The organism is Christiangramia pacifica, assembly GCF_057221535.1.
The window spans coordinates 3,260,017-3,273,420 of record NZ_CM170146.1 but is presented as its reverse complement, the minus strand read 5'-3'; the positions used below and the strand labels follow the sequence as shown (position 1 = coordinate 3,273,420).

The window sequence follows — 13,404 nt, the reverse complement described above, 5'->3', positions numbered from 1 at the left end:
ATTGTTACAGTTTAATTTTGAAAAAGGTCAGACAATACATCCTTCATGGTAAAAATGCCGGTCTTGTCTTTTAAATATTCGGCGGCAACCACTGCACCGAGCGCAAAGCCCTGTCTGGATTTTGCCGTATGTTTAATTTCGATCTTATCAATAGAAGACTCATAAGTGATCGTGTGCGTTCCCGGTACATTCTCCTCCCTCTTGGCTGAAATAGGGATTTCGTCATTTTCAGCATCTTCCAGTTGCCATCCCTTCAACTTCTCATTCTCGTCAATGATCTGCTGCGCCAGGGTGATAGCCGTACCGCTAGGTGAATCCAGTTTTTGTAGATGATGAATTTCCTCGATCGCAACCGAATAATCTTCCAGTCCCTGCATCATTTCAGCAAGTTTCTTATTCAGTTCAAAAAACACGTTTACCCCAAGACTGAAGTTCGAGGCGTAAATAAATGCTGAACCTTCCTTTTCACAAATGTTTCTGGCTTTCTCATAATCTTCCAGCCATCCGGTTGTTCCGCTCACTACAGGGATACCATTTATGAAACAGGTGGTAACATTTTTATATGCTGCTTTAGGAATACTGAAATCTATGGCAACATCAACATCAAGATCTTTCAGATCATAATTTTCAATAGCATCTGAAAACTTTAAAACTATTTTATGGCCGCGGTTTTCAGCTATTTCTTCAATAGTCTTTCCCATTTTACCGTAACCTAATAGTGCTATATTCATACTAGAAATTGTAATTAAGTGTAAGTCCGTAGTTGGTTTTTCCCGAAAGCGCGTCGTAGTCCAGATTAGGTTTTACTGAAAGATCTTCATCTACATTGAACTGTCTCAGGTGAGCCTGAACATTTGCGTCGATAATGTTCAATACATAAATTCCCACGGTAACCAGAATTGAGATTTCTTTTTGTTTCTGGTAAATTTCCTGGGCTCTAATTAAACCATCCGTACTAATTCTACGAACACCGTTTACCGTGAACTCATCAGGTCTACCTGCTAGCCGGTTTTTATATGCATCGCGATAACGATCGTATTGTTTGTCATTATCAAGATAAAAATATACACCAGTTCCCAAAGCCCCATATACGATTGGGATTTTCCAGTAACTTCCGTTATATGCCTGGCCCAAACCAGGAAGTACGGCAGAATAGAACGCAGCTTTTGAAGGAGCAAGTGCGTTATAGGGTTCATAATCTTTCTCCTTCAATTCTTTGTTTTTAGCATCTTCAGTATCAACGTTCAGGGAATCCTGTTGCGCGGTGGCTACTGAAAATGCAAAAACAAAAAAGAATAAGAAAAAGTTGAATTTATTCTTCACCCCGAATTAGTTTTTTAATCCTTTCGAAGTCTTCTTCGGAAGAAAATGGTATGGTTAATTTTCCGCTACCTTTTTTAGTTACTTTCACATCTACCTTGGTTCCCAGGTATTCCGTAAATTCCTTGATGCCTTTTTTGTAGGTTTTTGGGACCGTTGTTTTCTTGGAAGCAACAGTTGTTTTGCCGTCACTATTCAATTCTCTTACCAATTGTTCGGTATCTCTTACAGAAAGTGATTTCTGAAGGATCTTTTCATAGATATCCAGCTGCTTTTGCGTATCGTCAATGTTGATAAGTGCTCTACCGTGCCCCATGCTCAAAAAACCATCTCTCATTCCTGTTTGAATGATAGGGTCAAGTTTTAAAAGTCTCAGGTAATTTGCAATAGTAGACCTGTTTTTACCAATTCGGTCACTCAATTGTTCCTGCGTCAATTGAATCTCATCGATCAATCTCTGGTAAGATAATGCGATCTCGATAGGATCCAGATCCTGTCTTTGGATATTTTCAACAAGAGCCATCTCAAGGGACTCCTGGTCATTTGCAATTCTTATATAAGCCGGAATAGTTTCCAGGCCAACCAGCTTAGAGGCTCTGAATCTTCTTTCCCCGGAAACCAGCTGGTATTTATCAAAATCGAGTTTTCTAACCGTGATTGGCTGGATAACTCCCAGTTCACGGATAGACGTGGCAAGCTCTTTTAATGAATCTTCATTAAAACTTGTTCTGGGCTGAAATGGATTGACTTCAATTGAAGACATCTCCAGTTCAACAATATGACCAACAAGCTTGTCGGCATTTTTATCTTCTGCAGATTTTATATCATTATCAGGATCTTTCAGTAAAGCTGAAAGTCCTCTCCCTAATGCTTGTTTTTTCGTAGCCTTAGCCATCCGTACTAGTTTTTCTTTATAATTTCATGTGCCAGGCTTAGGTAATTACTGGCTCCTTTACTTGAAGCATCATAATTGATAATGCTTTCTCCATAACTTGGTGCTTCACTTAAACGCACATTTCGCTGAATGATTGTTTCAAAAACCATTTCATCAAAATGTTTTTTCACTTCTTCAACCACCTGATTTGAAAGTCTTAACCTTGAATCATACATCGTAAGTAGAAGACCTTCAATATCCAATTTGTTATTATGTATTTTCTGAACACTTTTTATCGTATTCAATAACTTGCCTAGCCCTTCCAGTGCAAAATATTCACATTGAATAGGAATGATGACTGAATCTGAAGCTGTTAAAGCATTCAGGGTTAATAGTCCCAGGGAAGGCGCGCAGTCAATCAATATAAAATCATATTTATCTCTTAAAGGCTCTATGGCTTTTTTAAGCATAGATTCCCTGTTTTCCTGGTCTACCAACTCAATTTCGATGGCCACAAGATCTATATGTGCCGGGATAATATCCAAATTTGGTGAGCTAGTTTGCAGGATGGCCTCTTCGGCTTTTATGGAATGTTCCAGTAACTGGTAAGTACCCTTTTCAACCTCTTCCACGTCTATTCCTAGACCTGAGGTAGCGTTAGCCTGAGGATCGGCATCAATCAATAATATCTTTTTTTCCAGAACCCCAAGCGAAGCAGCAAGGTTCACAGATGTTGTGGTTTTACCCACGCCTCCCTTTTGGTTGGCAATAGCAATGATTTTACCCATTAAAAATGTATGATTTTTGAAAGGTAAAAATACAATTTATTATAGGTTTAGAAAATGAAATTGTTAACAGCTTCTAAAGAAAAACCGGTATTTCCATAGTTAGATGGAAATACCGGTTTTAAAGGTTGTTCATAAAAAGTATAAACCTCTTTTTTAGTTTGCTGATTCTTCAGTTTCAGGCATTAGAACTCCTAAAAGATAATTGTCATTCAGGTATTTTTCGGCCATTTTTTGCAGGTCATCAGCTTCAAGCTCTTCAACCATATCATTATAATCCTTGATCTCAGAAAGGTCGTAATTCTCGCTATCAGCTTTTTCCAACTGATCTAGCCAGAATTTGTTCTCCTTAAGCTTTTCTTTACGCTGTAGTTTAAAGGTTTCCTTAACCTTGGCAAGATCTTCTTCGGTTGGACCGTTTTCTCTGATCTTTTCAACTTCAGCTAAAGCCGCCTCGGTTAGTTTCTCCACATTTTCAGGACCACATGGAAAACCTATAGAGAAGTTATAGCTTTCGTAAGGGATCTTGGACATATTTCCGCGAGCGCCTACACCATACACTCCGCCTTCTTCTTCACGCAGTTCTTCAACCAGTTTAATGGTTAATACCTCACCTAAGGCAGTTAACGCAAGATCATCTTCTTCATCATATTCGGTTTCTCCATTCCAGATGATGCTTACACGGCTTTTTGGGTCTGTACCCTTATATACCGTTTTTTCCCTGTAAGAATCTGTATTTTCACGGAAAGCGGGTTCTTTATAATCTTCTTCAGAATCAACCGAAGGTAGACTGGCAATATATTTAGCAGAGAAATCCTTTAATTTCTCTTCATCGATATTTCCTACGAAGTAAAAGATGAAATCTGAAGCATCGCTAAATCTTTCCTGATACTTTTCATAAGCCAGATCATAATTCATTTCATCGAACTTCTCTGGAGTAGGGAAGCCTACATATCTTGGGTTACCTTCATTTCTGAATTTACCAAGTTCATTCTGAAAATAGAAATTAGGATTAGACATTAGGTTGCCCAGGAAATTCTTTTGCTTGTGTAAGCTTCCCTTAAAACCGAACTGTTTAAAAGTAGAATAACTCTTAATTTTAAACAGTATGAAAAAAAGTAAATTTTCCCCTCAGCAAATCTCTAAGATCCTCAAAGAATTCGATAACGGTAAAACAGCTGCCGAGATCAGTCGTGAATATGGTGTAAGCACCGCTGCTTTTTACAAATGGCGAGAACGTTTTAGCGGAATGAATGGCAAAGAGCTTAAGCGACTCAAAGAACTTGAGGAAGAGAATCGTCGACTCAAGCAAATGTATGCCACCCTTTCTTTGGATCATGAGATGGCTAAAGAGATCATCGAAAAAAAGCTCTAAAGCCTTGCCGTAAGCGAACCATAGCTAAAGAACTTGCTCATTACGGTATAAGCAGGGCGTGCCGTGTTTTAAAAATGAGCAAGAGTGTGTTTTATTATAAACCTCTCCCTAAAGATGATAAACCCATAGAAGAAGCCTTACAGCAAAAGGCAGAGAAGTATAGTGAGGAAGGTTTTTGGATGGCTTATGAGCGACTGCGTAAGGAAGGAAAGCCGTGGAACCATAAAAGAGTTTATCGTGTCTATAAAAACCTTGGCTTAAGCTTAAGGCGTAAAGTGAAGAAAAGATTACCAGCAAGAGTAAAAGAACCCTTAGAAGTACCTGAGACCCTTAATCATACCTGGAGTATGGATTTTGTGACAGATGTCCTGGATAATAAAAGAAGGTTTAGGGCCTTTACTATTATTGATGATTATAACCGGGAGGCACTTCACATAGAAGTAGATTTTTCCTTGCCCAGCAATAGAGTTATTTGGGTATTAAACCACCTAATTAATCGAAGAACAAAACCTCAGAAAATAAGAATGGACAATGGTCCTGAGTTTATTGCTAAAATAGCTTCAGAATGGAGTCAGATGCATGGAATCAACTTCCAATATATCCAACCAGGAAAACCTACACAGAATGCTTTTATTGAACGATTCAATGGAAGTTATAGAAGAGGAGTTTTAAATAAATACATTTTTGAAGATCTGGATCAGGTACGAGAACAAACACAGGTATGGATGGATGATTACAATAATCAAAGACCTCACGATGCATTAGGAAAAATGGCTCCAATAGAATATGCAGAATTTAATTCTCTAATAGCAACTACAGATAAAATCAAAAACAATAATTTTATATCATCAAGCAGTTCTAATTAGGGGGAGCTTACACTTGGTAGCGAAAGAATTATAAGCCTCTTCATTCTTATTCAGGTCTGTAAAATAGAGATGTATCATCTGCATCATGGTCTCAAAATCCTTTGGAGTAGTGCTACCATTGAAACCTTCAGAATAAGTACCGATACCTGGTCTTACATTTACGATTTTACCGCTCATCATTTTGTTGAGCTCATTCTTATCCAGACCTCCAACTCCTGCTTCGGTTAATCCGCCATTGGCAAATACGGTAGACTGAAATTCCTCATCTGAATAAAGGGAAGTACCTCCTTTGCTATAGGCTGAAAATAGGATCTCATCATTTTTAAAATCTGTCTTTTTGTAAACCACTTTTGCGCCGTTGCTAAGTATAAGTGTATTAAAACCAAGCTCTTCGTTGGTCTTTACTTCCTTAATGCTTCCGGCAGCAGGCATTTCGGTGATCAGGTTTTCACGAACATCTTCATAAGCATATTCGGCGATCTCCGAATTTTCCACTTCTTTTAATACCGCCAGAACTTCCTCTTCGGTTATTTTTTTGATCGATTCCTTGGCAGGACCGGTTAGCACGATAACCCTGTTCTCATTATGGATAAAATCATTGATAAGCGCGTTGATATTGTCAAGGCTTATGTCATCCAGGTTTTCCTTAGCGAACTCATAAGTCCATTCGGTTCCCGGGATAGGAGAATTTTCAAGGAAATTATAAACATATTGATTCACAAGTCTATTACTTTCCTGCTTATCACGATCCTTATACTGCTTTTCCAGTCTCGCTAAATATTCCTGCTTAGCGCGTTCAAATTCATTTTGATTGAAACCGTATTTTTTTACTCTCTCATTTTCAGTAACCAGAGCTTTTAAGGCAGTTAGCTGGTCATTTTCACCGGTCATGGCGAATGATTGATAAGCGTCCTTTAAAGGAGAGTAAGTTCCGCCATAATAAGAATATCCGTAGGTGAAAGGTGGAGTAGGGCTGTTAGCCAGTTCTTCCAGCCTGTTATTGATCATGGTAGAGAACATATTCTGCTCCAATTGCTCCTTATAATCGTCTATGGTAACCACATCTTTAGCTTCTTCCATATCCTTATAATAGATCTGAACCCTGCTAAAGTTAGCTTCAGGATCTGATGCTATGGCTACAAATGTCTCATCATGGTTAGGAACTCCATATTCTTTTCTTTCCACCGGATTTTCTCTGGCTTCAAGATTTGAAAAATGAGATTTTATCTTTTCTTCTATAGTTTCAACATCCAGATCTCCAACGGCGATTACAGCCATTAGACCGGGTCTGTACCAATCTTTATAATAACTACGTATGGTCTCATAATCTGCATTTTCAATAACATCTTTCTTACCAATAGGCAATCTTTCAGCATATCTTGAATTATACATAACCTTAGGCAGATATTCCTGCATCATTCGCTTATCTGGTCCAAGACCAAGACGGTATTCTTCCATTACCACTCCACGCTCACCGTCGATAGCTTCTTCGGTTAGAAGCGCATTATGCGCCCAGTCTTCAAGAACAGTGAATCCACCCTCCAATTTTTCTGGATCGTCACTTGGGATTGGTAAAATATATACCGTTTCATCGAAACTGGTATAAGCATTTAAATCTGCTCCGAATTTTACTCCAATACTTTGCAGGTAATCTACCAATTCATTTTTCTCAAAGTTTTTGGTGCCATTAAAGTTCATGTGCTCAATGAAGTGAGCGAGGCCTTGTTGTTCATCGGTTTCCAGGATAGAACCCGCTTTTATGGCAAGTCTTAATTCTAATTTGTCTTCCGGTTTCCCGTTGTTTCTAATGTAATAGGTAAGTCCGTTATCCAGCTTGCCAATTTTTACATTGGGATCTGTCGGGATCTTATCTGCTTTTTTGGTTTGGGCAAAAGCATAGTTAGATACAACCAGAAATAATACCCATAGGGTACTGGTAAAGTAATTTTTCATAAAAATTTATATAGGTGTTATCAAATATGCTTGTAAGATAGGATTTTTAAGAAATATTCTCATAAAACTGGCCTTTTTTTAATGAAAAAATTTAACGGTACGCTATAAAATAAAAACCGGACCAAATCCTGTTTTTTTAGGATTCGGTCCGGTTTTTATGACTTAATAGTTTGTACTTACTAGCCGTTCTTTTTAGACTTGATCATATTTTCAAGCATATCCCACATTTCTTCAGGAACTGCTTCCAGTAGATTGAATTGTCCGGCGCCTTTTAGCCATTCGCCGCCATCGATAGTAATAACCTCTCCATTTACGTAAGCTGAAAAATCTGAAACCAGGTAAGCAGCAAGGTTCGCCAGTTCCTGGTGATCACCAACTCTTTTTAAAGGTACTTTTTTAGCAAGATCAAATTTCTCTTTAAGATCACCTGGTAAAAGCCTGTCCCATGCACCTTTAGTTGGGAATGGTCCTGGAGCGATCGCGTTAGATCTAATTCCGTATTTAGCCCATTCTACAGCTAAAGATCTGGTCATGGCCAGAACCCCTGCTTTAGCAGTTGCACTTGGTACTACGTATGCAGAACCTGTCCAGGCATAGGTAGTTACAATATTAAGAACAGTTTTATTTTCTTCTTTTTTATCGATCCAGTGTTTACCCAAAGCTAGTGTACAGTTCTTACTCCCTTTAAGCACAATGTCGATAATCGTATCAAAGGCATTGGCACTTAATCTTTCGGTGGGAGAGATAAAGTTTCCTGCAGCATTGTTCAAAAGAATATCTACGGAACCAAACTCTTCAACTACGTCGTCACGCATAGCTTCGACCTGGTCATAATGTCTAACGTCGCATTGAACAGCAAAACATTTACCACCGGTTTCTTCTTCCAGTTCTTTAGCAGTATTCTGAAGCTTTTCAAGATTCCTAGAGGTGATGGCAACTTTTGCTCCCAATTCAAGGAAATATCTGGTCATTGATTTGCCGAGTCCGCTACCTCCACCGGTCACGATGATATTTTTTCCTTTAAGGGCGTCGTCACGTAGCATTTTTTTCTTTAAGTCCATATATTGGTTGGTTTTAGTCTTTATTCGTCGATTAATATTTCCAGAAGCTGGGTTGCTGCATCGCTGATCTTGGTTCCCGGACCAAATACTGCCACCGCTCCTGCGTCAAAAAGAAACTGATAATCCTGAGATGGAATCACGCCACCCACGATCACCATGATATCTTCTCTTCCTAATTTTTTTAGTTCCTCAATAACCTGTGGAACAAGCGTTTTATGTCCGGCAGCAAGAGAGGAAACTCCTAAAATATGAACATCATTTTCTGCAGCTTGCTGCGCCGCTTCTGCCGGCGTTTGGAATAGCGGACCAATATCTACATCGAAACCTAGATCGGCATAGCCAGTTGCAACAACTTTAGCACCTCGGTCATGTCCATCCTGACCCATTTTTGCTACCATGATACGAGGTCTTCGACCTTCCATCTCTGCAAACTTGTCTGCCAGTTCCCTGGCTTTATTAAATGAACTATTATCTTTCATTTCTTTTGAATATACCCCGCTAAAAGACTGGATCTTTGCTTTATATCTGCCATAAACATCTTCAAGAGCATCGCTGATCTCGCCTAGACTAGCTCGTTCCCTGGCAGCTTCTACCGCTAGCGCAAGTAAATTATCATTTTCATTTTTAGCAGCTTTTCGAAGGTTTTCCAGAGTTTCCTGAACCTTCTCCTCGTTACGCTCAGCTCTGATCTTTTCCAGCCTGGCAACCTGCTGTTTTCTTACAGTTTGATTATCTACTTCCAGCGTTACCAGTTCATCCTCTTTCTCAAGGCGGTATTTATTTACTCCAACGATCACATCGGTTTCACTGTCTATTCTTGCCTGTTTCCTGGCAGCTGCTTCCTCTATTCTCATTTTAGGAATTCCAGCCTCAATAGCTTTTGTCATTCCTCCCAAGTCTTCAACTTCTTCAATAAGTTTCCAGGCTTTCTGAGCAATCTCTTCCGTAAGTTTTTCAACATAAAAACTTCCAGCCCATGGATCTACGGTCTTGGTGATATTTGTTTCCTGCTGAAGGAAAAGCTGTGTATTCCTGGCGATTCTGGCAGAAAAGTCTGTTGGTAAAGCAATTGCTTCATCCAGGGCATTGGTGTGCAAACTCTGGGTTCCGCCGAAAGCCGCAGCTGCAGCCTCAATGCAGGTGCGAGCCACATTATTAAACGGATCCTGCTCGGTTAAACTCCAGCCACTAGTTTGTGAATGGGTTCTTAGAGATAAAGATTTAGGATTTTTAGGATTGAACTGTTTCACGATTTTCGCCCAAAGCATTCTACCGGCACGCATCTTGGCGATTTCCATAAAATGGTTCATCCCGATCGCCCAGAAAAAAGATAATCTTGGCGCAAAACTGTCTATATCCATTCCGGCATCCAGTCCTTTTCTGATGTACTCCAACCCGTCAGCCAGAGTATATGCCAGTTCTATATCACAAGTTGCACCTGCTTCCTGCATGTGGTAACCGGAAATACTGATACTGTTGAATTTTGGCATATTTTGAGAAGTGTACTCAAATATGTCTGAAATGATTTTCATAGAAGGAGTAGGAGGGTAGATGTAAGTATTTCTAACCATAAATTCCTTCAAAATATCATTTTGAATAGTTCCCGAAAGCTGTTCCGGTTTTACGCCCTGTTCTTCGGCAGCGACGATGTAAAAAGCCATGATTGGCAGAACGGCACCGTTCATGGTCATGGAAACCGACATTTTATCCAGCGGAATCTGGTCAAAAAGGATCTTCATATCCTCCACAGAATCTATCGCCACACCTGCTTTTCCAACATCCCCAACTACACGGTCGTGATCTGAATCGTAACCACGATGTGTTGGTAAATCAAATGCTACCGAAAGTCCTTTTTGGCCTGCAGCCAAATTCCTTCTGTAAAAAGCATTACTTTCTTCAGCCGTAGAGAATCCGGCGTACTGACGAATCGTCCATGGCCTGCTTACATACATCGTGCTGTAGGGTCCGCGTAAATAGGGCGGAATACCTGCAGCAAAATTTAAATGTTCTGTTTCTGAAATATCTTTTTTAGAATAGGAGGTTTTGATCTCTATTTCCTCCGGGGTCATAAAAGTTTCCTTTTCCGAGTCTGGCCTTCTACTAGAGAATTCCTTATCGGCTAGGTTTATATTTTGAAGATCTTTGCGTTGCATGAATCTTAATTTTATTGGGTTGGCTGGCTTTGTTTCTCTTCTTCAAGTCTCTTCTCCTCGCGCTCTTCACTCAGCCTTCTTTCCAGTATAGGTTCAATTAAGGTTTTTCTCGGGTTCTTTTTCAGAAATGGATAAAGCTCAATGTCATCTTTCATCCGGTCTTCAGGATTCTCGAACTTATTGGTCCCTATTAACACGAGTTCGCCACGGTTAAACTTTTCCTGCTCTTCCCGAGCACTTTCTTTTATTTTCTTCTGAATAACTCCAGCTTTCAATTCTTTTAAAAGTCCGCCGCCTTTTTCAATATCTTTGAAGATATCCAGTGCTTTCTCAGCTAATTGTCGCGTGATAGATTCAATATAATAGCTGCCTTCGGAAACATTTCCAACTTTATCCAGGTAACTTTCATTTCTCATGATAAGTAGCTGATTTCGAGCAATACGGTCACCAAACTCGTTGTCTTTATGATATATAGCATCATAAGGCATATTGCAGATGGCATCAGCCCCGCCAAGGATCGCGCTCATGCTCTCGGTAGTGGTTCGCAATAGATTTACATTGAAATCGTATAATGTTTTGGTTCGTTTCGTTGGCTGTGCGATAACATAACAAGTGGTATTGAAACCGAATTCCTGTGCAATCGTTCCGAATAACCAGCGTAACGCCCTAATCTTCGATATTTCGAAGAAATAATCTGAACCAACTGAAACATTAAACTGAAATTTGAAATTAGTCTTTTGTTCATTAGAAAGTCCTAGTTCAGAAAAATGATTTAGGTATTCGGTAGCCTGGGCAATCGAATAAGCCAGTTGCTGCGGAATGTTCGCACCAGAATTCTGATAGAGGGCAAGATCTATACTAACCATAGATTTTAAATGGTTAGTTTGCTGAACGATCCTGTCTAATTGTTCATGATCAGCATTCATATTGTCAAACCAGTTACCAGAACGGGCCAGTTTACCAATAATATCTGTCTGTAGATAAACGTTCAGATCCTTTTCTGAAACAAGTTTATCCAGCTTGAGAACAAATTCAGCATCCAGGAATTCTGGTTTTAAATAGATGGAAATTCCGCCTGGAAGATCTTTCAATAGTTCTTCGCAATCGATTTCTTGATCGGGTAAAATAAACCAGATCGCTTCTGTTCCTTTCTGAAGTTTCTGAAGCGCTTTTTCATTGGCCTGAGCCGCTGAGACCACATATATCTTTTCGCAGATATTCCAATGGGCAGGATTTGAAACTTTCAGTGTTTCTTCAATATCTTCTGAAGAATAGAAAGGTTTTATATTGATGCCATGAAGCGTTTTGGTAATGAGCTTCTCGTTATAATCGGCACCTTTAAGATCGGCCTGGATTTTTTGTTTCCATTGTTTTGCAGAAACTTCTTCAAATTCCTGAAATAACAATTGTTTCATTATTAGTTGGTTTAGATCGGGAAGTTTTGCGAAAATTCTAGTTTATCGTATCGTATTCAATAATGTAAATATCTTCATTGGGCCTTTTCATATAATATTTCTGCCTGGCGAACTTTTCAAGTTCTACCGAATCCTGAAGCTTTTCAATGATGGCTTTGTCTTTCGCAATTTCCTTTTGATAATAATTTTTATTGTCCTGCAATTCGTCTATTTCCTCATCCAGTTCATGATGAATAAACCATGAATTGGTATCTAGGAAAAACATCCACCCTGCAAATACGAGACTTATCAGTACATATTTGTTACTGATAAACCTGAACCAGGGTTTTTTTCGCAGGTCTTTAAATTTCATACGCTTTAAAGATACAAAATTAGGTTAAGCGATCTTTGATTATAGTTTGAACGATATCAACAGCAACCGTATTGTAGCGATTTGTAGGAATGATGATATCAGCAAATTCTTTGGTTGGTTCTATGAATTGCTGATGCATTGGTTTCAGCGTAGTTTGATATCTCCATAAAACTTCTTCCAGGTCACGGCCTCTTTCAGCGATGTCGCGTTTTAATCTACGAATAAGTCTTTCATCACTATCTGCATGAACATAGATCTTGATATCGAATAATTCACGAATTTCAGGATGCGTAAGAATAAGAATTCCCTCCACGATCACTACTTTTCTAGGATGAATTTCTAAGGTTTCCCCGGTTCTGTTATGTTCTTTAAATGAATAAACTGGTTGTTGTATAGAATTACCGGCTTTCAATTCTTTTAAGTGCTCGCCTAAAAGGTCAAAATCGATAGATTTTGGATGGTCAAAATTTATCTTTTTACGGTCTTCAAAAGAAAGGTGAGAAGTATCCTGGTAGTAAGAATCTTGGGAAATAACATCTACTTCCTCGTTCTTAAGTTCTTCGATGATCTGATTTACTACCGTGGTTTTTCCGCTTCCCGTACCACCGGCAATACCAATTATAAGCATAGAGTTGAAATTTGCGCAAAGGTAATATTAGTTTTTAAAAATTTTTGGAGGAATCTGATGCCATTTGCTGAAAAATGAAATTTCCTGTAAATAAAAAAGCCCGACTGTGCTAACAATCGGGCTTTCTATTATATTAAGAATTTTATTCTTCTTTTTTCTGAATAGCGGCAACTTCTTCTTCAGTTACCATATCATCGATATTGTTGCTCCAGGAATTCATCACATAGTTCATAGCATCTGCAACTTCCTTATCGCTTAATCCCATTGGAGTCATAATATTGTCATATTTTTCACCATTCACTTCAATAGGCCCCTGCATTCCATATTTCACACCGCGAATACTTTCTTCACGTTTTTCGGTAAGCCAGTTGGAGCCATCAAGTGGGGGATAGGTGCCGGCAATTCCTTTACCTGTTGGTAAATGGCAGGTTACACATAGGTCTGAATAAACCTCTTGCCCGCGAACAATACTTGCCTTTAGCGGAGTTTGTGAACTTGATTTTTCGGAAGATGGAATTACATAAGAGTCTTCTTCCTGTTCTGCGTCGTTTTCTTTTTTGTCAGATTTACAAGCTACCATAGCTGCTGCAAGTCCGAATACAAATAGCAGTTTTTTCATAAT

General features: G+C 39.1%; 12 protein-coding genes and 1 pseudogene. 1 reads left to right on the top strand and 12 read right to left on the bottom strand.

The window, feature by feature from the left end; translation table 11 throughout:
• Nucleotides 1-11: 11 nt before the first annotated feature.
• The 5 genes from dapB to AC2S94_RS15010 all read right to left on the bottom strand — a co-directional run bounded on the left by dapB (nt 12) and on the right by AC2S94_RS15010 (nt 3,999).
• On the bottom strand, nt 12-731 hold the full coding sequence (gene dapB, locus AC2S94_RS15030) for a 4-hydroxy-tetrahydrodipicolinate reductase (protein ID WP_484629364.1): 720 nt from the start codon (nt 729-731) through the stop codon (nt 12-14).
• Nucleotide 732: 1 nt separating this feature from the next.
• Nucleotides 733-1,323 carry a DUF5683 domain-containing protein gene (locus AC2S94_RS15025; protein ID WP_484629363.1) on the bottom strand — a complete coding sequence of 197 codons (591 nt, stop codon included), beginning with the start codon at nt 1,321-1,323 and terminating at the stop codon, nt 733-735.
• Nucleotides 1,313-2,215, bottom strand: a complete 903-nt coding sequence (locus tag AC2S94_RS15020) for a ParB/RepB/Spo0J family partition protein (protein ID WP_484629362.1) — start codon at nt 2,213-2,215, stop codon at nt 1,313-1,315. Before AC2S94_RS15020 ends, AC2S94_RS15025 begins: the two co-directional genes overlap by 11 nt.
• A 5-nt stretch (nt 2,216-2,220) precedes the next feature.
• Nucleotides 2,221-2,982 carry a ParA family protein gene (locus AC2S94_RS15015; RefSeq protein WP_108172048.1) on the bottom strand — a complete coding sequence of 254 codons (762 nt, stop codon included), beginning with the start codon at nt 2,980-2,982 and terminating at the stop codon, nt 2,221-2,223.
• Nucleotides 2,983-3,135: 153 nt separating this feature from the next.
• On the bottom strand, nt 3,136-3,999 hold the full coding sequence (locus AC2S94_RS15010) for a M16 family metallopeptidase (protein ID WP_484629361.1): 864 nt from the start codon (nt 3,997-3,999) through the stop codon (nt 3,136-3,138).
• 88 nt (nt 4,000-4,087) lie between these two features.
• Here AC2S94_RS15010 and AC2S94_RS15005 point away from each other — a divergent pair.
• Nucleotides 4,088-5,220, top strand: a protein-coding gene (locus AC2S94_RS15005; protein WP_484629360.1) for an IS3 family transposase whose coding sequence is annotated in 2 segments (ribosomal slippage) — nt 4,088-4,349 and nt 4,349-5,220 — 1,134 coding nt in all. Because the reading frame shifts where the segments join, the coding sequence is not laid out codon by codon here.
• On the opposite strand, the gene AC2S94_RS15000 is transcribed toward AC2S94_RS15005, so the two are convergent.
• The 7 genes and pseudogenes from AC2S94_RS15000 to AC2S94_RS14970 all read right to left on the bottom strand — a co-directional run bounded on the left by AC2S94_RS15000 (nt 5,203) and on the right by AC2S94_RS14970 (nt 13,401).
• The gene (locus AC2S94_RS15000) at nt 5,203-7,173 is read right to left on the bottom strand and encodes a M16 family metallopeptidase (protein ID WP_484629359.1); all 1,971 of its coding nucleotides are present in this window, start codon (nt 7,171-7,173) and stop codon (nt 5,203-5,205) included. The genes AC2S94_RS15005 and AC2S94_RS15000 overlap by 18 nt on opposite strands.
• Nucleotides 7,174-7,352: 179 nt before the next feature.
• Nucleotides 7,353-8,234 (bottom strand): SDR family oxidoreductase, encoded by an 882-nt coding sequence (locus AC2S94_RS14995; RefSeq protein WP_484629358.1) that lies wholly within the window; start codon nt 8,232-8,234, stop codon nt 7,353-7,355.
• A 20-nt stretch (nt 8,235-8,254) separates the two neighbouring features.
• The gene (scpA, locus tag AC2S94_RS14990) at nt 8,255-10,387 is read right to left on the bottom strand and encodes a methylmalonyl-CoA mutase (protein ID WP_484629357.1); all 2,133 of its coding nucleotides are present in this window, start codon (nt 10,385-10,387) and stop codon (nt 8,255-8,257) included.
• An 11-nt stretch (nt 10,388-10,398) separates the two neighbouring features.
• Nucleotides 10,399-11,802, bottom strand: a complete 1,404-nt coding sequence (locus AC2S94_RS14985; RefSeq protein ID WP_484629356.1) for a methylmalonyl-CoA mutase subunit beta — start codon at nt 11,800-11,802, stop codon at nt 10,399-10,401.
• Between the two features lie 37 nt (nt 11,803-11,839).
• A complete protein-coding gene (locus AC2S94_RS14980) occupies nt 11,840-12,154 on the bottom strand; it encodes an FtsB family cell division protein (protein WP_484629355.1) in 315 nt (104 codons plus the stop codon).
• A 19-nt stretch (nt 12,155-12,173) separates the two neighbouring features.
• Nucleotides 12,174-12,788 (bottom strand): annotated as a pseudogene (udk, locus tag AC2S94_RS14975) (uridine kinase); the annotation flags it as partial.
• 136 nt (nt 12,789-12,924) lie between these two features.
• Nucleotides 12,925-13,401 (bottom strand): c-type cytochrome, encoded by a 477-nt coding sequence (locus AC2S94_RS14970; RefSeq protein WP_484629354.1) that lies wholly within the window; start codon nt 13,399-13,401, stop codon nt 12,925-12,927.
• Between the last annotated feature and the right edge of the window lie 3 nt (nt 13,402-13,404).